A 19,562-nucleotide genomic window follows, 5' to 3' on the forward strand; every position below is an offset into this window, starting at 1 on the left:
CGGTTTATACCGCCATTTTCTTTTTGTAAAAAAAATATTTTCACATTTATTTTGATAACTAAAAAATTAGTTATAAGTTAGTACTAAGGTTTTAGTTATAGGGTATTGCGCAGTATCTCAACCACTAAGACCGTTATAGCAAAAACTCATGGAAATAAAAGATTTGACAAAAGCAGAGGAGCAGATTATGCAGGTAGTATGGCAGATAGAAAAGGGCTTCGTTAAGGATGTGATGGATTTATTGCCCGAACCTAAGCCGGCCTATAATACGGTCTCTACCATTATCAGGATACTGGAGGTGAAGGGCTTTATTGCCCACGAGACTTTTGGTAAAGCCCATAAGTACTATCCCATTGTCAGCAAGGAAGATTACAAGCGCCATGCAACTGAAAAGCTGCTGGGTGGTTACTTTGAAAACTCTGTGGAGAGTATGTTTTCTTTCTTTGTAAGGGAGGAAAAGCTGGATGTGGGGGATGTAGATGAGATACTTAAAATGATCAACAAATTTAAAGACAAAAGAAAATGAGCTGGGCACACTACATCATCCAAGTCAATATATACCTGGTGGTATTCTATGGCTTTTATAAGTTGCTGTTAGAAAAAGAAACTTATTTCGTTCTCAACAGGATCTATCTTGTCAGTGCCGGTTTGTTCTCATTAGCGATACCATTTCTCCGGTTTGAATGGTTTACCAGGCAGGAAGCCGTACAACCGGTATACGTAGGCGTAGACCAGTTTAACCAGTTTATAGTACAGGCAGGTGTAGTACAGCAGGAGCCCGACCGCTTAACAGCAAGTAACTTGATAGTAGTGGTCTATTTTTGCGGCGTGCTTTTCTTCATTTTCAGGCTTATTTATCAATTGCTTTCTGTGCGCGCGCTGCTTAGAAAAGAAGGTGCTGGTTCGGCCTTTTCATTCTTCAGTAGTAAGGTGGTAGATGGCAAATTGCCACAGGTTAAAGTAATAGATAAGCATGAAGAGATCCATATCAAGCAGCTACATACCCTGGATGTGTTGTTCTTTGAAGCCATCGGAATCATTACCTGGTTCAATCCCATCATTTATTTCTACAAGCGTACTGTAAAGAACATTCATGAGTTTCTGGCCGATGAAGCGGCTGCGAACTATCAGGGTGATAAAAAGGAATACGCTTTATTGTTATTAAGCAGTGCGTTTGGTGTTGCACCAAACAAGCTGACCAATAGTTTTTTTAACAAATCACTTATTAAAAAAAGAATTTATATGCTACACAAACAACGCTCGAAAAGAACAGCTATCCTGAAATATGGGCTGTTCTTACCTTTATTTGCCATTACATTAATCATGTCTTCGGCCACCATCCGCAATAGCGAAAAAATCCGGGAAGTAGCACAGGAGCTACCAATTTCGGAACCATTAACCATGGTTAAAGAAGTAGTGACTGAGGCAGTGAAACCCCTAGCCCAGGCAACTAAGACCGTAACTCCAACTTTAACAATAGATGTCGACTGGGGTGATTTTTATACGCATCTAAAAAAATCAATCAGGTACGCCCCACTTGCACAAGAGAATAATGTACAAGGTTACACACAGACTTTATTTACCGTTAAAGACGGGAAAGTCGAAGAGGTGGTTTCTGCAGACCCGAAGCTGGGTTCCGGAGCAGATGAAGAAGTTAAGCGATGCATCAAGTCTTATGCCAACTACGGGGCCATTCCTGATGGGAAATATTCACTCATTGTCGCATTTACCCTGTCCGGATCTGATGTAAACCAAAATGATTTGAAGAACAAAGGGTTGAAGCCTGTAGATGGATATACTCCCCTAGCCAGTGAGGTGGTTATACGGGGCTATAAAAAGGCAGATGGATCATCCGCTAAGGTCACTGCTGTGTCCTTAAACGAAATAGTTGTCCGCAAAGATGAGAACACAAGCAATTCTGAAAGTAAGGTTTATGATTTTGTCTCTTTAGATCAGGCACCAACATTTCCTGGGGGGATGGATAAATTTTACGAATACCTCAAAACCTCTTTAAGATATCCTGCGGAAGCATTTGCTAACAATACCCAGGGGAAAGTTTTTTTATCATTTATAGTAGAAGTGGATGGCGATTTACGCGACATCCGTGTTGATCGCAGATTGGGTTCAGGTACCGATGAGGAAGCCGTTAGAGTAATGGCCACAAGCCCTAAATGGGTGCCTGGTATGAAAGATGGCAAGCAGGTAAGAGTTAAGTTTAATATACCTATCAGTTTCACTAAAGGAGCTCCTTCGCAGCCAGGTGCGCCAGGACAGGGGGCTACTAAAAGCGAAGGCACGGTGACGTACTCTACTATGGTAAATCAAGATCCTAATAAGGTATATGATTTCGTGTCTCTGCAGAAGCAGCCTGAATTTGTAGGTGGTATGGCAAAGTTTTTTGAATACCTTAAAAAAACAGTGAGATATCCAGCGGAGGCCCAGAAGAATAAAGTCAGCGGTAAAGTATTCCTGTCATTTGTGGTAGAAAAGGATGGTAGCCTTACCGACATTAAAGTAGACCGTAAGCTAGGGTCCGGACTTGACGAAGAGGCGGTACGGGTTATTGAAGAGTCTCCAAGATGGATTCCTGGTGTACAAGACGGTAAAGCAGTCAGGGTCAAATTCAATATTCCTATATCATTCTCTCTCACCCAATAGTACATTACACACAAAACCCCGGCTAAATTAGCCGGGGTTTTGTGTGTAATACCCTTGTCTCGTTGTATAAAACTATTAAATATCTTCCTCAGATACAAATTTTGCAGAATAAAAATCTCTGTTCATGCGTGCAATGTTCTCCAGCGAGATCCCTTTAGGGCATTCCGCTTCACAGGCGCCGGTATTGGTACAGTTACCGAAACCTTCTGCATCCATCTGGGCTACCATGCTCTGAACCCTGCGATAACGCTCTGGCTGGCCCTGAGGTAGTTGTGCCAATTGAGAAACCTTAGCAGAGACAAAAAGCATGGCTGATGCATTCTTACAGGTAGCTACACAGGCTCCGCAACCGATACAGGCAGCAGCTTCAAAAGCCGAGTCGGCCTGGACTTTAGGAATCGGCAATGCATTTGCATCCTGGGCATTTCCTGTATTCACAGAAATAAACCCTCCTGAGGCAATGATCCTGTCAAACGCTGTACGGTCAACCGTCAAATCCTTGATCACAGGGAATGCACTTGCTCTCCAGGGTTCTACCACAATTGTATCGCCATCCTTGAAGGAACGCATGTGCAGCTGACAGGTAGTAATTCCTTCTTTAGGTCCGTGAGGTCTTCCGTTGATAAACATAGAACACGCCCCGCAGATTCCTTCCCTGCAGTCATGGTCGAACACAATCGGCTCATCACCCTTAGAAATTAAATCTTCGTTCAGCACGTCAAACATTTCTAAGAAAGACATATCAGGAGAAATTTCTGATACCTTGTAGTCCACCAAATTACCTTTGGTTTTGTTATTCTTCTGACGCCAGATCTTCAGCGTTAAATTCATATTTCCTGTACTCATGATATTGAGATTTTAGTACTTAGCAATTATTTATAACTTCTTTGTGCAACTTTGATATTCTCAAACTTCAGTTCTTCCTTGTGCAGTTCGAAGTTTACACCTTCTTTATATTCCCATGCAGATACATAAGCATAGTTTTCATCATCACGCAACGCTTCGCCCTCTTCGGTCTGGTACTCTTCTCTAAAGTGCCCGCCGCAAGATTCATTTCTGTTCAGCGCATCTCTGCACATCAGTTCGCCCAGCTCTATAAAGTCAGCCACGCGTCCGGCTTTTTCCAGTTCAGGATTGAACTCATCAGCTGAACCCGGTACACGAACGTCAGACCAAAAATCCTTACGTAGCTGCTGTATTGCAGCGATGGCTTCTGTCAGCCCCTGTGCATTTCGGGCCATACCACATTTATCCCACATGATCTTTCCCAATTTTTTGTGGAAATGATCTACAGACTTAGTTCCTTTTATTGCAAAGAATTTGTCAATGATGGCTTTAGCGTTGGCCTCAGCTTCAACAAAAGCAGGGTGATCCTGAGGGATTGGTTTGGTTGAAAGCTCTTTAGAAAGATAAGCACCAATTGTATAAGGGATCACGAAATAACCGTCTGCCAGTCCCTGCATTAAGGCAGAAGCTCCAAGGCGGTTCGCACCATGATCTGAGAAGTTGGCTTCCCCTAAAGCATACAATCCCGGAACGGTGGTCATCAGGTTATAATCTACCCAAAGGCCGCCCATGGTATAGTGAACCGCAGGATAAATACGCATCGGCAATTCATAGGGGTCTTCTCCTGTGATCTGTGCGTACATGTCAAACAAGTTGCCATATTTCTCTTTGATCACCTCACGGCCCAGTTTCATACAAGTTTCCTTGTCAGGATTGTGAATGTTATGTTTATTGGCTTCTATACGGCCGTAACGTTCAGTATTTGCCTTGAAATCCAGATACACAGCAAGTTTCGAATTACCTACACCATATCCTGCATCACAACGCTCTTTGGCCGCCCTTGAGGCTACATCACGTGGTACCAGGTTACCAAAAGCAGGATACCTGCGTTCCAGGTAATAATCTCTTTCATCTTCAGGAATTTCTGAAGCTTTACGGTTGTCGTCTTTCTTTTTAGGTACCCAGATCCTGCCGTCATTACGCAAGGATTCTGACATTAGGGTCAGTTTACTCTGGTGATCACCTGATACCGGAATACAAGTAGGGTGGATCTGAGTGTAACAAGGATTGCCAAAGAAAGCACCTTTTTTATGCGCTTTCCAGGCTGCGGTCACGTTACTGCCCATAGCGTTTGTAGACAGGTAAAATACGTTTCCGTAGCCTCCGCTGCACAACAATACCGCATGGCCTGAATGACGCTCCAGTTCACCGGTGATCAGGTTACGGGCTATGATCCCGCGCGCTTTTCCGTCCACTACCACTACTTCAAGCATTTCATGGCGGGTAAACATTTCTACTTTACCCATTCCTATCTGACGCTCCAAGGCACTGTAGGCACCTAATAATAATTGCTGGCCAGTTTGTCCGGCAGCATAAAAAGTCCTCTGCACCTGTGTACCTCCGAAAGAGCGGTTGTCAAGCAAGCCGCCGTACTCTCTTGCCAAAGGTACACCCTGTGCCACGCACTGGTCTATAATGTTTGCACTCACTTCGGCCAAACGGTGTACGTTGGCTTCCCGTGCGCGGTAATCACCACCTTTAATGGTATCATAAAATAAACGATAAGTACTATCGCCATCGTTCTGATAATTCTTTGCAGCATTGATACCACCCTGAGCGGCAATAGAGTGCGCTCTTCTTGGTGAATCCTGGAAACAAAAACACTTAACTTTATATCCCATTTCTGCAAGGGTAGCCGCTGCAGAAGCACCAGCCAGACCAGAACCTACAACAACGATTTCTATGCTTCTCTTATTGGCCGGATTAACCAATGGCATAGACGAACGTAGTTTGGTCCACTTTTCAGTTAACTCTCCTTCTGGTATATGAGCATTTAATTCTGCCATGATATTTAAACTTAAGATCAAAAATTATTTAATGAGACCAAAATGCATTGCGAGCGGCATTGCCGCAAAAAGTACGGAGATGATGATAGAATACCAAAACCCTAAACCTTTAATGATCGGAGTATATTTTTTATGGTTCCAGCCCAGTGTCTGAAATGCAGAAGCAAAGCCGTGCAGCAAGTGATAGGCAAGTGATCCCATTGAAAACACATACAATGCTACCAGCCATGGGTTTTTAAATGTCTCTACCATTACGGCAAATAAATCTTCGTGCCCGTTGGCATCTACTGTAGGAATGCCTGTAAAACGTGATGTCACCCAGAATTTAGAGATATGGACAATCAGGAATATTAACAATAAAGTTCCCAATAGGCCCATAGAGCGCGAATACCATTTGCTATTTGCCGCACCATTGTTTACCGCATATTTTACCGGCCTTGCAGCGTTATTTTGTGCCCATAACCTGAAGCCTTGTACAATATGTGCAAGGAGTCCTGCAAACAATACGATCTCCATTGACCGGATCAACCAGTTGGTAGCCATAAAGTGTGCACCGATGTTGAAAGTGAGCCCGCCGTCATTCAAGAAGATCAGTGAATTAAGAAAGCAGTGCACTACTAAAAATGAAATAAGAAAAAGGCCTGTAATGCCCATTATCAATTTTTTTCCTATAGACGAGGAAAAAGCGTTTCCGAAACCAGCCATTTATTGTTTATTTTAGTTTTGTCATGCAAAAGTATTTAATAAAAGAATTAATTTGTTAATCACAAACATAAAATACGGATAAATAAGCTATTTAGAAACGTTCTAAGATTTCCTGGCAAAAAGTCGATTATAATTCAGTGTAAGACAACCTTCTGTTCCCTATTTGTCTTTTATCTGTGTGCTTGTCAGCTGCGGATGGGCGACCGACGAGGAACGGGCCAGCTACGGCTCACAGTCGGGTTTTTCCGAACGTGGCCCGAACCTGAGCCGAAGCTGGCCCGAAGGTCAGCCGAAGCTGAAAGGGTACCAGTCAGAACGCAGATCAGTAGCAGACACACTGCTTATAGATGTTTTCATCTTTGTTTTTCAAAGAACTTCAAAATAGTTTTTGACTCCTGACATATAGCTGTCACTATTCCCTTTTATGTTTGTTCTATAAATAATTAAAAATAGGAAACATGGAAAAATCACACGTATTAAGAGGTTTAGCAACAGTCAATTTTTATGCAACTGACCATGATGCAGCAAAAAAATGGTATAGCGAATTTTTGGGTATTGAGCCTTATTTTAATGTTCCGGGCTATACAGAATTTCGCATTGGCGATTATCAGCATGAGCTGGGAATCATTGATGCAAGCTATGCACCGGAAGGCTATTCGGCAAAACCATCAGGTGCGATTGCACATTGGCATGTGGACGATTTAAAAGCCACACTCGACAGACTTATCGAGATGGGTGCAACAGCATATCAGCCTGTTACAGACCATAGTCAGGGGAAAGGGACATTTGTTACTGCATCTGTAACCGATCCTTTTGGCAATATTCTTGGTATCATGACAAATGTTCATTACCTGGAAATTTTGAACCAACAATAGAAACCGAAATTGATCTGACGCAAAAAAGGGAAGCAATTAAATTGCCTCCCTTACTATTTATAACGGAATTTATTTTAGAATGTATAGCTGAATGTACCTTGTGCAGTTACACCCGCAATGGTCGTTGTGCCGTTTTGAGATGCCGGTAGTGCTGCTTTCACATCGGATGCGTTATTAACGGCTTTACCATTTACACTGGTGATCAGTAGCCCTTTAGGATCTCTGAAAGAATCAAATGTTTTACCTTGTTCTACATTGGTGATTACCACGCCATTTTTAACACCATACTTTGCTTTTAGTGCAGCGGGTGCAGGTGCAAATGTAGCACCCAGTTTTTCGATCCGTGCTCCGCCGCTGTTGCTGGCAACAGCGGTATTATCATCTTTTATGCTGTTCTCGCCTTTGAGTGTCACGTTGACATTTTTCAATTGTCCATCTCTTAAGTAAGTCAGCTGGACTTTATCGCCCGGACTCAGGCGCCCGATTTTTTCCTGAAGGTCTGGTGAATCAAAGATAGTAGCACCTTCTACCTTTTTGAGAATATCACCCTTTTTCAACCCTGCTGATGCTGCACCGCTATTTGGAAGTACATCAGTTACATATAGACCAGTAATGTCATTCACTTTTAATTCTTCAGCTCTGTCAGCATCCAATGCGGCAAAAGTAACCCCAATATATCCGCGTTTTACAGAACCATATTTTCTAAAGTCATCCAGGATCTTTTTAGCCAAATTAACCGGGATGGCAAAACCATAGCCTTCATTTGTACCTGTTCTGGATGCGATAGCGGCATTGATGCCGATCAATTCACCATTGGCATTTACCAATGCACCTCCGCTGTTTCCAGGGTTAATGGCTGCATCGGTTTGAATAAATGATTCAATGCTTGTGGGAGCCGGCCTTTTGCCTGTTCTCTGGTATTCTTCATACTCTTCTTCGGTAGGCTGCTGACTTCTGGCCAATATGCCAATACTACGTGCTTTAGCGCTTACAATTCCTGCAGTAACAGTAGTTTGCAGATCCAGCGGAAAGCCCACTGCCAATACCCACTCACCGATCTGTACATTGTCTGAATTACCCATTTTTACAACAGGTAGGTTTGTCGCGTCTACCTTGATCAGGGCAAGGTCAGTGTTAGGGTCTTTTCCTATTACTGTCGCGCTTACTTTACGTCTGTCTGACAATACCACTTCAATCTTGTCTGCATTGTCTACCACGTGGTTATTCGTAACGATATAACCATCAGGAGTTAATATCACTCCTGAGCCGGAGGCTGCTTGTGGCGCACGCTGCATTCTTCTTCCGCCGCCGCCAAAAAATTCTTCAAACATATCCATCGGCGAACCGCCTCTTTCATTTCCTGAGCTGCTACTTCCATAAGAAGTTTTGATATGCACTACCGCCGGCGAAACCGCCGCCGCTGCCCCTACAAAATCCACAGCTCCAGCTGAGGAAATCTTTGGATTGCTTGCAAAAAGCACATTTTGTTGTTCAGCAAATGACAATTGTTCATTTTTTGGCTCTAATAATTTATAGCCGCCAATTGCAGCTGCACCACCTATAAATGCAGCCAACACTATTAATCCTATTCTTTTCATTTATATATTAGTTTATTTTTTCTTTATGAAAACTCATCTGAGTCTCATATTCACCTAAACAATTATTTCTTTCAATTGATTTATTCAAATTTAATACCATATCAACGATATTTGCATCTGTATAAGGTCATGAATACTGTTAAAAAATGTTAAACCAGCACATTACCCATAAAATGAGCATTCAATTTTTCAAATACCAGGGCGCCGGAAACGATTTTATTTTAATCGACAATCGCGGTCTGTCTTTTAAAGATACGGATAATAAAATTGTCCATAAGCTGTGCGACAGGCGTTTTGGCATCGGTGGAGACGGATTTATGCTCTTGCAGAACCATCCGGACTTTGATTTTGAAATGCGTTACTTTAATGCTGACGGCAATCCCGGCAGCATGTGCGGCAACGGTGGACGCTGCATCGTGGCCTTTGCAAAGCATCTGGGAATTATTGACAGTGAAACTAATTTTTTGGCAGTGGATGGTCCTCATTATGCCAAAATTTCAGATGAAGGTAACTGGGTTGACCTTCAGATGATTGATATTGATACAATTTCCAAAGATGGGGAAGCGTATGTACTAAATACAGGATCACCACATTATGTAGCTCAAATGCAGGGTCTGGAGTCTTATGATGTTTATCATAATGGCAAAGAGATCAGGAATAATGAGACTTACCGTAGCGAAGGCATCAATGTTAATTTTGTAGAGGATCAGGGCGATCATCTTTTTGTGCGCACTTTTGAACGTGGTGTTGAAGATGAAACCTATGCTTGCGGTACCGGCGTTACTGCTGTAGCACTGTCAATGGCTTACCGAAAAGGACAGACTGGTCATGTAGAAACTCCGGTTAAGGTACTGGGAGGTAACCTGAACATCAAATTTGATTATGATGGCAGCCGGTTTACACAGGTGTTTTTATGTGGGCCTGCGGAAAAGGTATTTGAAGGAAAAATCTCGATTTAATGATTAGTCCAGCTCGGCTAGGTGGGCTGCTATACCGATCTTAATCTCTCCGAAGCTAAATTTATTTCCCAGATGTGACCGTATCGGTGTCATATTGACTGTTTGCAATACTTTGATGGCCTGCAGGATTTTGTCAAGTTTCTTATTTCCCAATATATCGATGGCATCAATTTCCTGTTTGGCTACATAGTGAGCCAGATGACCCTCTATGGTGCCTACAGCCATTTTTCGTGCAGCAGCAATTTCCGCAATGGACTTGCCTTCCTGAAAAAGTTCCAGCGAGAGCTCTTTAGTATCCACTTTTTCATCTTTGTCTTTAGGAGCTTTGTTTTTAGCCGAAGCCGATTTTCCTTTGGTTTTCTTATCTGTAAAGTCAAGCTTGCCGGGCATAGCGTATACTTTTTCCATCTCTGCAGCGCGCTGGGCCTGGTTTATAAGCGTAGTAACATCTTTTTTTGTAAACTCCTCGCCATTGATCATTGCCCTTAGTAAGGCGGTGGCTTTGCTGATCTTTTTTACCTGTTCATAAAACATGGCTTCTATCTCGAGTAGCTCTGTCAGATAGGCCACCACCTGTTTATCCTGTTTTACCAGTTCCATCCGCTCAAAAATTCTTTTGGAGAAGTCAGACAACTGAGGATTAAAATACCTTTCGGCAGCTGTGGCCCTTTCCAGCAAAGCAGTAAGCCCTTCTGCTGATTTAACCTGGTATAACCTTTGGATCTGTACCAGAAATTTGCCCGAATGCACTTTTAACTCGCTATGGTCTTTAAGCAGCTGAGCTGCCCATTTTACATGTTTCTGCTTGGCCGATTTGTTAATGTCTTTGGTGTAGGAATGTACATGCTCATACAAGTAATTGTCGAGGGGGTTCAGGTCAAAGCTTTGCAGCAGGTATGACCTTAAGAAGTGTTCACTGTCACTCAGTATTCTTGATTCCAGCTCGCCGGCCGACTGCTTGTTCTTTGAATAGGCGGACACGCTATGGTCCTGTCTGATGCCTGTTCCCGGGATTTTTGAAGTAAGCACCAGCCCGTCCAGCGACCGCAGCCTCGAAAGCGCAACGTAAATCTGGCCCGGTGCAAAGGCACTGCCTATGTCAATGATTGCTTTATCAAAAGTCAGGCCCTGGCTTTTATGCACCGTGATGGCCCAGGCGAGCTTCAAAGGATATTGGGTGAAAGTACCGATCAGCTCTTCTTTTATTTCTCCGCTGACTTTATCAGTGGTATACCTAAAGTTTTCCCACTTGTATTTTTCCAGCACTATTTTCTCGCGTGCGCCATCTGCCTGCACTTCAATTACGTCTGCACTAAGATCGGTAACCGTAGCAATCTTTCCGTTAAAAAAACGCTGCTCACCTGTAGGGTCATTTTTAATGAACATGACCTGTGCGCCTACCTTAAGTTCCATGATCTGTTCGGCAGGATAAGAGAATTCGCTGAATTCATCTTCTATTTTTGCGGTGTATAAATAGGATGTTCCCTTTAGGCTATCCAGGCTTTGCTTGTTTAGTGTGTCAGCCTTATTATTGTGTGTGGTGAGGGTGATGAATTTGTCTTCCGGGCGGAGTATGAAATCAGGTTGATAATGTTTTTCCAGCAATGCGATATCAGCTGCTGTCACCTGATTATTTCTCAGATTGTTCAGCAGGTTAATGAATTCGCTGTCTGCCTGCCTGTAGATTTTTTCCAGTTCAATATATACCGGGGGTTCCTGTTGCAGTGCTACCGCATCAAAAAAGTAGGCGCTTTTATAAAACTGCCCCAATAAGTTCCATTCATTGGATTTTACCACTGGAGGTAACTGATGCAGGTCGCCAATGAATAAAAGCTGTACGCCACCAAAACCAGCATTGTTCTTCCTGACATAGCGCAGCATCATGTCTATCGCATCCAGCAGATCTGCACGCAGCATACTCACTTCATCAATGATCAGCAGTTCCATGTCTGTAAGCACTTTTCTTTTAGCCGCATTCATGTTCAGGGTCCTTACTATAGACCTTGGCGTATTGTATTGTTGGTTGTAGTGGTCACCATCTGCGGCAGGTGGTTTAGGCAGGTAAGTTCCAAATGGAAGCTGAAACAGGGAATGTATGGTTACACCTTGAGCATTGATGGCCGCAATACCTGTTGGGGCTGCTACCACCGCCTTTTTATGCGTCAGGCCGATTAAATTCCTTAAAAAAGTTGTTTTACCAGTGCCAGCCTTTCCTGTAAGAAAAATATGTCTTGAAGTATAGTTTACAAATCTGGCAGCAAGCTCAGCAGGATTAGCGGTTTCGGAATTCGGCATGAGCAAAGTTAACAAGAATTAACACACTTTAACACCCATCTTATTTTAATACTAAAGTTTTAGTTATACATTTGGTCAACCTGAATTTCCTGTATGAAAGTATTCGCTCTCCTCAATTTCCTACTATTGATCTGCGTGGGCTCTTTATTTGCCCAAAAACAATACCTTATTAAAGGGACTGTTACTGACAGTATGGCCACTTACAAGATGGTTAAAACCAGTATATCCGTGTTGAATGAAAAGGATTCTATCCTCCTGAAATATACCCGTGCAGATGCTGAGGGTAATTTTATACTTAACAGTCCGAAATCCGGGAAGTTTATTTTATTGGTTACTTATCCGGGCTACGCCGATTATGTGGAGAATTTCATACTGGATTCTGTGAATACAACAAAGGATTTTGGCAGCATCAATCTTATTCTAAAAGCAACCCTGCTCCAGGATGTCATCATACAGGGTAAAGTGGCCTCCATCAAGATCAAGGGTGACACTACAGAATACAATGCGGGAAGTTATAGCATCGCCCCCAATTCAAAGGTAGAGGACCTGTTAAAACAATTACCCGGCATACAGGTAGACAAAGATGGGAAAATAACTGCCCAGGGTGAAACAGTCAATAAAGTGTTGGTAGACGGGGAAGAGTTCTTTGGTGACGATCCTACACTGGTCACAAAAAATATCCGTGGCGATATGGTGGATAAGGTGCAGTTGTATGATAAGAAGAGTGATCAGGCCACTTTTACGGGTATTGATGACGGGGAAAAGTCAAAGACCATCAATATCAAGCTCAAGGAGGATAAGAAAAACGGATACTTCGGCAAATTAGAAGGCGGTGTGGGTACAGATAAATTCTATAATAATCAGGCGATGTTTAATGCCTTTAAAGGAAAGCAAAAATTCTCTGCCTTTGGTATATTTGGTAATACCGGGCAAACTGGTCTTGGCTGGCAAGACAGAGATAAATATGGCGGTTCCGGCAACAGTATGGAATTTTCTGATGACGGGGGGATTATGTTTTTCTCAGGCGGCGGCGACGATTTTGACTCTTTTGATGGCCAGTATAATGGCGAGGGTATCCCCTCAGCTAACAGTGGTGGATTGCATTATGAAAACAAATGGGATAGTGACAAGCATGGCATTAATTCCAATTATAAAGCAGGTTCCATTAGTATTGAGGCTGCAAGAGACAACCTTACCCAAAATAATCTCCCAGGGGGACTTATTAACAGCAGTTCCAATCAAAAGTTTGACAACATGATGTTCAGACAAAAGGGGGATGTGACCTACACCATAAAGCTTGACACTACATCAACATTAAAAGTTTCCATAGATGGAACGATCAAAAACAGTAAAACAAGCGACGATTTTATTTCCGCTAGTTTAAGAGGAGACAATTCGTTTTTAAACTCCGGGATCAGGACGTTAACTAATGATGCTGATCAGCAATTATTTAATGCAAATGCGCTTTGGACAAAAAAATTAAAGAAAAAAGGAAGAACATTATCCGTAAATGTCAAACAGGCAATAAATGACAATGACACAAAAGGCTTCTTAAATTCAACCAATAAGTTCTTTAATGAGCAGAACAATCTGGATAGCACACAAGTCATTAATCAATATAAAACAAACTATACTAGTAGTGCTGTATTTAATACCAATATGACTTATACGGAGCCCCTATCTAAAATGATGTCTCTGATATTGAATTATGGCCTTGGAGTTAACAACAGCAGTTCCGACCGTAAGTCCTTTAATCAAAGTGTATCTGGTGAATATGATATCCTCGATAAAGAGTTTAGCAACGATTTTGAACTCGATCAGCTCTCGAACCAAGGTGGTGCAACTTTTAACCTGAAAATGAGCAAATCGACAATAAATTTCGGAACAAAAATAAGTGGGGTGAGATTTCAGCAGTTCGACGCCTATACTGACAAGACTTTTAAAAGGAATTTTATAAACTGGAATCCGCAGGCATCGTTTCAGTATAGGTTTTCTCAGCAAAAATCCATGCGGTTCAGTTATTATGGTAATACCACACAGCCAGGTATTGATCAGATTCAACCGGTCCGTGTGAACACAGACCCGCTAAATATCACCTTAGGTAATCCGGATCTTAGACCATCCTTCAGAAGCAATTTGAGTGTGGGATATAATTCCTACAAGATCCTTAGTGATCAGTATATTTATATGAATGGCGGTTATTCATTTACTACAAATCCAATCATCAACCTTACTACTACAGATCAGGCCGGCAAAAATACCTATGAATCCATTAATTTAGGCAGCAAAAATCCCTATAATTTTTATTTCAGTAGTGCTTTCAGCAGGAAAATAAAAGGGCCGGATATCAGTGTGGGAATTGATCTTGATGCTAACGGAAATGTGAATTATACCATGGTCAGCAATAAAATTAAAACAGAATTAAATACCACTAAATCGTCTAATTATTCCGGAGGATTAAATTTTTCAAAATACAAAGATAAAAAGTACAGCTTCCGGGTTTCAGGCGGACCCTCGTACAATATTATAAGTTCCTCGCTACAAACCAGGGTTGATAACAAGGGCTGGGGGATTCAGGGAAATGGAAGTTTTAATGTTTATCTGCCTGGAAAAATTGAACTCAGTACTGATGGATACTATCAATACACTGGGAAAACCCAAACTTTCGATCAGGACCTGGAACGTTTTATTTGGAATGCCTCGATCTCTAAAAAATTCTTTAAGCAGGAAAATCTGATGCTTTCCCTTTCAGGAAGGGACTTACTGAACCAGAATGTCGGCTTCAGCAGATACGCCAGCGGCAACATGGTTACCCAAAACAGTTACACAACCATACAACGATATTTTATGTGCACCTTAAGCTGGGACTTCAGCAAGATGGGCGGGTCAGTAGCAAAAAAATAAGAAGATGAAACACACACTAATTATGGTCAGCGCCTGCCTGTTGTTCAGCATCAGCAGCCTGTTTGCACAAAATGTGAGATTTACCACCGACGGAATCATAGAATTCGAGAAAAGCTCCAATATGTTTGCGATCATGAAAAGGCAAATGGAAAAAAATTCCAGCAGTTTTATGCAGCAGGCTTATGATGCTTATGTCAAGAACCAGCCCCAGTTTAGGGTATTAAAGAGCACGCTGGCATTCTCTAAAGACAAAACTTTATATACGCCGATAGCAGAAGAAAACAGTTCCAGGGGTTTTTTCTTTAATGATCCTTCTACCGAGCAAAGCAACACCACCTATACAGACCTCGCTTTGGGGCTGTTTACTACGCAGAAAAAGGTTTATGAAGAAACATTCCTGGTAAAAGACTCCGTAAGAAAGATAAACTGGAAAATAACCAGTGAGATGCGTACGATAGCTGGTTACGAATGCCGCAGGGCAAATGCCATTATCCTCGACTCAATTTACGTAGTGGCCTTTTATACAGATAAAATCGCTGTTTCAGGAGGTCCGGAATCATTTACCGGTTTACCAGGAATGATATTGGGAGTAGCGCTTCCTCACGAGAACATCACCTGGTTTGCCAAAACAGTTGTCGATAAATCCCTTGGTGCAAATGACTTAAAAATACCTGCTAAAGGCAAGCCGGTAAACAATAAAACCTTGAGAGAAACAATTAATGCCGCTTTAAAAGATTGGGGAGATTATGCGCAGTCAGCATTAAAGGCATTCCTGCTTTAATTCACCAGCAGTTTATAGCCTTTTCCATGAACATTGAGGATCTCTACTTTGGGGTCTTCCCTCAGGTATTTTCTGAGTTTGCTCAAAAACACATCCATGCTGCGGCCGTTGAAATAATTGTCGTCATGCCAGATACTTAGCAATGCTTCCTCTCTGGTAAGCACGGTATTTTTTTTAAGGCACAGGAGCTGCAACAGCTCGGCTTCCTTGGTCGACAGTTTCTGTTGCTGGCCTTTATACTGAATCATCTGGGTGGTATAGTCAAAGGTATATTCACCTATCTGGAACAGCGTCTGCGCAGGTGTATTGTCAGCAGTTTCCTTAACTGCCACACGCTTCAAAAGTGCATTTATCCTCAGCAGCAACTCCTCTATTCTAAAGGGTTTGGTGATGTAATCGTCACCTCCCAGGTTATATGCAGAGGCTTTATCCTCCATCATCGCTTTGGCTGTAGCAAATATGATAGGTACTTCCTGGTTGATCTTTCTGATTTCTTTACCTAGCGTAAAACCGTCTTTCTTTGGCATCATTACATCAAAGATACACAGGTTAAATTCCTGCTTTGTAAAAGCGCGGAGGCCTTCATCGCCATCCACACATAATACCACTTCAAACTTGCCTTTAAGCTGCAGGTAATCCTGCAAAAGCAGTCCAAGATTTGGATCGTCTTCTACCAATAAGATTCGTTTCATTTGCTGTTAATTTAGTTTAGTGGTAAGCTTATTTCAAATTTGGTTCCTTTGTCTCTTTCACTATGTACTTTTATGGTCCCCCCCATTTGGGCCACAATGTCCTGAACATAATTTAAGCCCAGTCCAAACCCTTTTACATCGTGCAGGTTTCCGGTAGGCACTCTGTAAAACTGGTCAAATATCCGTTTTGTATGTTCTTTGGTCATACCTATCCCCTCATCCTCTACCTCGATGACCAATGCTCTTGCCGTGTTTCTGGTCCGGACAGTTATTTTTGGAATGTCTTTGCTGTATTTATTCGCGTTATCTACTAAGTTATAAAGTACGCTGGATAGGTGGAGTTCATCACCGACAATCACGGGTTGTGCTGCCTCGTTCTGTATGCTGACTATTGCATTTTTCTTTTTCAGTTGCAGGTCCATACTGTCGATCACTGCCAGCACAAGATCATTGACATTCACTTCTTCATGTTCCAGTTTCAATTGATTCTTTTCTATCCGGGCAATGCTGAGTACCCGTTCTATATGATTGCCAAGCCTTACATTTTCATCATAAATAATTCCGGCCAGTCTGCTGATCCGGCTTTTATCATCGGCTATTTCAGGATCTTTAAGGGCTTCGCTTGCAATCATGATGGTAGCTACGGGAGTTTTAAACTCATGGGTCATGTTGTTGATGAAATCTGTTTTCATCTCAGAGATCTTCTTTTGCCTTAATATGGCATACAGCGTATAGGAAAAGATAAAGATCAATACCAACAGTAAGCCGGCTGAAGAGGCCATAGTCGCCCACATATTGCTCAGGATCAGGGAATTTTTGTCAGGGAACATTAAATACAGCATTCCAGGATCACGAAATATGTCGTTGCCAAATAAGGGTATTTTATAAATATTGCCGTTGTTACTTTCAGCCCCTGTGATATGGGCAGCGGGACTGTAAAGCAGGGAATCTTTGTTGGCCAGCTTAAGCCAGAAATCATAATTCAGGCTGATATTTCGGGTGAGCAATTCCTTTTTGATCAGCGTATCCAGGTCATCTTTAGGTACCCGCTTTTCAATGGGCACATTTACTTGGCGCATTTCATTCCTGACATCTTCCAGATATTTTAAGCCGTTTACTTCAAAAACGGTCTCATTTTCTGTCGCTGCAGTATCATTCATCAGTCTTTTTAAGGCTTCCTGATATTTTCTTTCGGCGATTTTGTCCTCAGCTTTGAATTTCACTGCAGCCTGTGTGGTTACCTGCTCGAGGGTGATGGTTATTGGGGTAAGGTTTCTAGGATTATACGCTAAGTATCTGATGCTGTCTGGCAATCTTCCAGGGAGCATGGAGAATGTCGATGATTTTTTTGGGGTGATGGTCTGGTTGATCGTTCCTCTCATCTTGCCAAAGTTATCAACCCCCAAGTCTACCTGTATTTGTAAAGCAGCCACTCCTTTATTGAGTTCGAAATTGGTGATCTCCTGAAATATCTCTTCACTAATTACCTGCGGCGCCGGGAAGTTAACTCTAACCAGACTGTCGCGCGTATTTAGGTCTTCAATGATGCGTTTTTGCTGATCAAGCTTGCGCTTTTCTTCTTCTTCTTTATACTGCTCTTTGAAATCTACGATCTGCTGGGTCCTCAATCTGAAATCGCGTTCGCGTTTCATCCTGATTTCAAAATCTTTTTTGGTTAGGTGGTTGGCAGCATAGCGTTTCTGTACTTTACTGACCACATCATTTAATGCCTGATTTACATTTTGTTCAAAAAGCTGCGACTTAAGGTTATAGGCTTCCCTTATGTAATACAGCTGCATTACAAACACGCCAAGCAAGGCTATGGTCATCAGGGTGGTTATCAACCAAAGACTCTTCTTCTTCATAGGTATTTACTCAAAAATAACGAAGGATTTACAGAATTGGTTGATTTTAACATATTTTAACCAAATGAGGTATACTATTTGGCTTATGTATAGACTACGTAACGTGTAGTTAACTAGACTTTGTCGCAAATCCCCCGTTATATTGTCGCATGAAACCTTGGGCAGGATTTTAGTTTATGATTATATTTGATCTATCAGGTAACAATTAAAATAATCAAATATGAAAAAGTTAGCATTCAGCATTACCATCGACGCTACTCCCGAAAAAATCTGGAACATTATTATTGGTAAAGAAACCTATCCGGCTTGGACATCAGTATTTGCCGAGGGTTCTTCCGTAGAGACGGACTGGAAAAAAGGGAGCAAAGCAATATTTGGGGATGGCTCAGGCTCGGGAATGATTGCATATATTGAGGAACATGAGCCTAATAAGTTTTTGTCTATTAAACATGTTGGGATGCTGAACGATGGGGTGGAAGATACAACAAGCGACAAAGTAAAAGACTGGGCTGGTGCACATGAAGACTATACCCTTACACCAGTCGATGGAAAGACCGAATGGCTGGTTGAAATTGACGTAAATCAGGAATGGGAGGAATACATGACTAAAGCATGGATTCAGGCACAGCAAAAAGTAAAAGAAATGGCTGAGAAAGCCGGTTAATTTTTATGGCCGGGTTTAATGATGTTTATCCCATTAGGCCCGGCAATAATTGCACTGGTAGCCAATTTATAAAAAAGCGAATGATCGACTACTCCCGGGATCATCTTGACCGTGTTTAAGTCTTTCAGCTCTGGTAGTGTATCGAATTTAACGTCCAGCAGGTAATTTCCATAATCAGAGATGATCGCCCCATCCTTTTGGCTGCTATTGCGCAGGTTTAATATAGCTCCGGGAAACTGTTTTGTCAGTTTTCCCATAACTGACATTAAAGCCGGAGGTAGAATCTCAACAACCAGCGGATATTTTGCGTCAAGTTTATCCACCATTTTTGCTGAATCGCCTATCAGAACAAACTCTTTAGCCATAGATGCCAGTATCTTCTCGGTGGTATGGATACCCCCGCCGCTTTTCAGTGCGTTCAGTTCGCTGTCGAACTGGTCACAGCCATCAAAATATATATCAAGGCTTTTAAAGTAGTCCGGTGGCTGGACATTTAACGCATTTTTCTTTAATCTATTGATTGTTGTAAAAGAGGAAGAAGTACAGATCACTGATGAAGCCAGCTTTTTATCTTCAGCAATCATATCTGCCAGATGCGAGACAGATGACCCGGCACCCAGACCAATGACCTGCCTTTCAGATATTAATTTGAGTGCTTCAGCAGCAGCCTGCTTTTTATAATCAGGTAAGATTTCCATAGGGGTTTATTATATG

At 42.1% G+C, this 19,562-nt stretch carries 16 protein-coding genes; 8 read left to right on the forward strand and 8 right to left on the reverse strand.

Annotated features, from left to right (window positions below):
• The first annotated feature begins 148 nt into the window (after positions 1-148).
• Both EZ437_RS05365 and EZ437_RS05370 read left to right on the forward strand, forming a co-directional pair.
• Positions 149-526 (forward strand): BlaI/MecI/CopY family transcriptional regulator, encoded by a 378-nt coding sequence (locus tag EZ437_RS05365; protein WP_131593981.1) that lies wholly within the window; start codon positions 149-151, stop codon positions 524-526.
• On the forward strand, positions 523-2,658 hold the full coding sequence (locus EZ437_RS05370) for a M56 family metallopeptidase (RefSeq protein ID WP_131593983.1): 2,136 nt from the start codon (positions 523-525) through the stop codon (positions 2,656-2,658). Before EZ437_RS05365 ends, EZ437_RS05370 begins: the two co-directional genes overlap by 4 nt.
• Positions 2,659-2,733: 75 nt before the next feature.
• Here EZ437_RS05370 and EZ437_RS05375 read toward each other — a convergent pair whose 3' ends face one another.
• Genes EZ437_RS05375 through EZ437_RS05385 form a run of 3 tightly spaced genes read right to left on the reverse strand, consistent with a single transcriptional unit; the run spans position 2,734 to position 6,215 of the window.
• Entirely contained in the window at positions 2,734-3,504 is a 771-nt protein-coding gene (locus tag EZ437_RS05375; RefSeq protein WP_131593985.1) for a succinate dehydrogenase/fumarate reductase iron-sulfur subunit, read from the reverse strand.
• A 26-nt stretch (positions 3,505-3,530) separates the two neighbouring features.
• The gene (locus EZ437_RS05380) at positions 3,531-5,510 is read right to left on the reverse strand and encodes a fumarate reductase/succinate dehydrogenase flavoprotein subunit (RefSeq protein ID WP_131593987.1); all 1,980 of its coding nucleotides are present in this window, start codon (positions 5,508-5,510) and stop codon (positions 3,531-3,533) included.
• 24 nt (positions 5,511-5,534) lie between these two features.
• A complete protein-coding gene (locus EZ437_RS05385) occupies positions 5,535-6,215 on the reverse strand; it encodes a succinate dehydrogenase cytochrome b subunit (RefSeq protein ID WP_131593989.1) in 681 nt (226 codons plus the stop codon).
• A gap of 163 nt (positions 6,216-6,378) precedes the next feature.
• Here EZ437_RS05385 and EZ437_RS05390 point away from each other — a divergent pair, with 163 nt between their 5' ends.
• Positions 6,379-6,600, forward strand: a complete 222-nt coding sequence (locus EZ437_RS05390; RefSeq protein ID WP_131593991.1) for a hypothetical protein — start codon at positions 6,379-6,381, stop codon at positions 6,598-6,600.
• Between the two features lie 73 nt (positions 6,601-6,673).
• Positions 6,674-7,090 (forward strand): VOC family protein, encoded by a 417-nt coding sequence (locus EZ437_RS05395; RefSeq protein ID WP_131593993.1) that lies wholly within the window; start codon positions 6,674-6,676, stop codon positions 7,088-7,090.
• A gap of 74 nt (positions 7,091-7,164) precedes the next feature.
• On the opposite strand, the gene EZ437_RS05400 is transcribed toward EZ437_RS05395, so the two are convergent.
• Positions 7,165-8,688 carry a S1C family serine protease gene (locus EZ437_RS05400; protein ID WP_131593995.1) on the reverse strand — a complete coding sequence of 508 codons (1,524 nt, stop codon included), beginning with the start codon at positions 8,686-8,688 and terminating at the stop codon, positions 7,165-7,167.
• A 173-nt stretch (positions 8,689-8,861) separates the two neighbouring features.
• Between EZ437_RS05400 and dapF the strand changes: the two genes are divergently transcribed.
• Complete coding sequence (gene dapF, locus EZ437_RS05405) at positions 8,862-9,647, forward strand: diaminopimelate epimerase (protein ID WP_131593997.1); 786 nt, start codon at positions 8,862-8,864, stop codon at positions 9,645-9,647.
• A gap of 3 nt (positions 9,648-9,650) precedes the next feature.
• Here the strand turns inward: dapF and EZ437_RS05410 are convergent, their stop codons facing one another.
• Positions 9,651-11,942, reverse strand: coding sequence for a helix-turn-helix domain-containing protein (locus EZ437_RS05410; RefSeq protein ID WP_131594000.1), 2,292 nt, complete (start codon positions 11,940-11,942; stop codon positions 9,651-9,653).
• A 93-nt stretch (positions 11,943-12,035) separates the two neighbouring features.
• On the opposite strand from EZ437_RS05410, the gene EZ437_RS05415 reads away from it, so the two are divergent.
• Positions 12,036-14,846: an outer membrane beta-barrel family protein gene (locus EZ437_RS05415; RefSeq protein WP_131594002.1), complete on the forward strand. Its 2,811-nt coding sequence runs from the start codon at positions 12,036-12,038 to the stop codon at positions 14,844-14,846.
• Positions 14,847-14,850: 4 nt separating this feature from the next.
• Positions 14,851-15,627 (forward strand): GLPGLI family protein, encoded by a 777-nt coding sequence (locus tag EZ437_RS05420; protein ID WP_131594004.1) that lies wholly within the window; start codon positions 14,851-14,853, stop codon positions 15,625-15,627.
• On the opposite strand, the gene EZ437_RS05425 is transcribed toward EZ437_RS05420, so the two are convergent.
• Positions 15,624-16,319, reverse strand: a complete 696-nt coding sequence (locus EZ437_RS05425; RefSeq protein WP_131594006.1) for a response regulator transcription factor — start codon at positions 16,317-16,319, stop codon at positions 15,624-15,626. The two genes, EZ437_RS05420 and EZ437_RS05425, sit on opposite strands and share 4 nt — an antisense overlap.
• Positions 16,320-16,330: 11 nt before the next feature.
• Positions 16,331-18,184, reverse strand: coding sequence for a sensor histidine kinase (locus EZ437_RS05430; RefSeq protein WP_131594008.1), 1,854 nt, complete (start codon positions 18,182-18,184; stop codon positions 16,331-16,333).
• 220 nt (positions 18,185-18,404) lie between these two features.
• Between EZ437_RS05430 and EZ437_RS05435 the strand changes: the two genes are divergently transcribed.
• Positions 18,405-18,848: an SRPBCC family protein gene (locus tag EZ437_RS05435; protein WP_131594010.1), complete on the forward strand. Its 444-nt coding sequence runs from the start codon at positions 18,405-18,407 to the stop codon at positions 18,846-18,848.
• Here the strand turns inward: EZ437_RS05435 and rpiA are convergent.
• Positions 18,845-19,546, reverse strand: coding sequence for a ribose 5-phosphate isomerase A (rpiA, locus tag EZ437_RS05440; protein ID WP_131594012.1), 702 nt, complete (start codon positions 19,544-19,546; stop codon positions 18,845-18,847). The genes EZ437_RS05435 and rpiA overlap by 4 nt on opposite strands.
• Positions 19,547-19,562 lie beyond the last annotated feature (16 nt).

This window comes from Pedobacter psychroterrae (assembly GCF_004331695.1).
GTDB classification, from domain to species: domain Bacteria; phylum Bacteroidota; class Bacteroidia; order Sphingobacteriales; family Sphingobacteriaceae; genus Pedobacter; species Pedobacter psychroterrae.

Bases quoted from the DNA above. Each gene is read 5' to 3' on its own strand.
- EZ437_RS05365 (WP_131593981.1), top strand. From the start codon at position 149: ATGGAAATAAAAGATTTGACAAAAGCAGAGGAGCAGATTATGCAGGTA.
- EZ437_RS05370 (WP_131593983.1), top strand. From the start codon at position 523: ATGAGCTGGGCACACTACATCATCCAAGTCAATATATACCTGGTGGTA.
- EZ437_RS05375 (WP_131593985.1), bottom strand. From the start codon at position 3,504: ATGAGTACAGGAAATATGAATTTAACGCTGAAGATCTGGCGTCAGAAG.
- EZ437_RS05380 (WP_131593987.1), bottom strand. From the start codon at position 5,510: ATGGCAGAATTAAATGCTCATATACCAGAAGGAGAGTTAACTGAAAAG.
- EZ437_RS05385 (WP_131593989.1), bottom strand. From the start codon at position 6,215: ATGGCTGGTTTCGGAAACGCTTTTTCCTCGTCTATAGGAAAAAAATTG.
- EZ437_RS05395 (WP_131593993.1), top strand. From the start codon at position 6,674: ATGGAAAAATCACACGTATTAAGAGGTTTAGCAACAGTCAATTTTTAT.
- EZ437_RS05400 (WP_131593995.1), bottom strand. From the start codon at position 8,688: ATGAAAAGAATAGGATTAATAGTGTTGGCTGCATTTATAGGTGGTGCA.
- dapF (WP_131593997.1), top strand. From the start codon at position 8,862: ATGAGCATTCAATTTTTCAAATACCAGGGCGCCGGAAACGATTTTATT.
- EZ437_RS05410 (WP_131594000.1), bottom strand. From the start codon at position 11,942: ATGCCGAATTCCGAAACCGCTAATCCTGCTGAGCTTGCTGCCAGATTT.
- EZ437_RS05415 (WP_131594002.1), top strand. From the start codon at position 12,036: ATGAAAGTATTCGCTCTCCTCAATTTCCTACTATTGATCTGCGTGGGC.
- EZ437_RS05420 (WP_131594004.1), top strand. From the start codon at position 14,851: ATGAAACACACACTAATTATGGTCAGCGCCTGCCTGTTGTTCAGCATC.
- EZ437_RS05425 (WP_131594006.1), bottom strand. From the start codon at position 16,319: ATGAAACGAATCTTATTGGTAGAAGACGATCCAAATCTTGGACTGCTT.
- EZ437_RS05430 (WP_131594008.1), bottom strand. From the start codon at position 18,184: ATGAAGAAGAAGAGTCTTTGGTTGATAACCACCCTGATGACCATAGCC.
- EZ437_RS05435 (WP_131594010.1), top strand. From the start codon at position 18,405: ATGAAAAAGTTAGCATTCAGCATTACCATCGACGCTACTCCCGAAAAA.
- rpiA (WP_131594012.1), bottom strand. From the start codon at position 19,546: ATGGAAATCTTACCTGATTATAAAAAGCAGGCTGCTGCTGAAGCACTC.